Origin of the sequence: Veillonella sp. 6_1_27 (assembly GCF_000163735.1) — a bacterium.
GTDB classification, from domain to species: domain Bacteria; phylum Bacillota; class Negativicutes; order Veillonellales; family Veillonellaceae; genus Veillonella; species Veillonella parvula_A.
The window spans coordinates 1-560 of sequence record NZ_GG770223.1 but is presented as its reverse complement, the minus strand read 5'-3'; the positions used below and the strand labels follow the sequence as shown (position 1 = coordinate 560).

Here is a 560-nt window from a genome sequence, read left to right as displayed (position 1 = left end):
AGCTACATATTGAGCGTCGCCTTCCAAAGCTTTCAACGCGGAACCTACAACGATAGGTACTTCGTCGCCAGGGAATTCGTAGGAAGAAAGAAGTTCACGAACTTCCATTTCTACCAATTCGATCAATTCTTCATCGTCAACCATGTCAGCTTTGTTCAAGAATACTACGATTGCAGGAACACCAACTTGGCGAGCCAACAAGATGTGTTCGCGAGTTTGAGGCATAGGGCCGTCAGCTGCGGATACAACCAAGATAGCGCCGTCCATTTGAGCCGCACCAGTAATCATGTTTTTAACATAGTCAGCATGGCCTGGGCAGTCAACGTGTGCATAGTGACGGTTAGCAGTTTCATACTCAACGTGTGCAGTGTTGATTGTGATACCGCGTTCGCGTTCTTCTGGAGCTTTATCGATCATGCTGTAATCTTGGAAGTCAGCTTGACCTTTTTCAGCCAATACTTTAGTGATTGCAGCAGTCAAAGTAGTTTTACCATGGTCAACGTGACCGATTGTACCGATGTTAACATGCGGTTTCGTACGTTCAAATTTTTCTTTTGCCA

At 45.5% G+C, this 560-nt stretch carries 1 protein-coding gene; it reads right to left on the bottom strand.

Features of this window, described 5'->3' with window-relative positions:
• The coding region (locus HMPREF0874_RS09830; RefSeq protein WP_008603538.1) for a GTP-binding protein at positions 1-560 on the bottom strand (560 nt) is incomplete at both ends.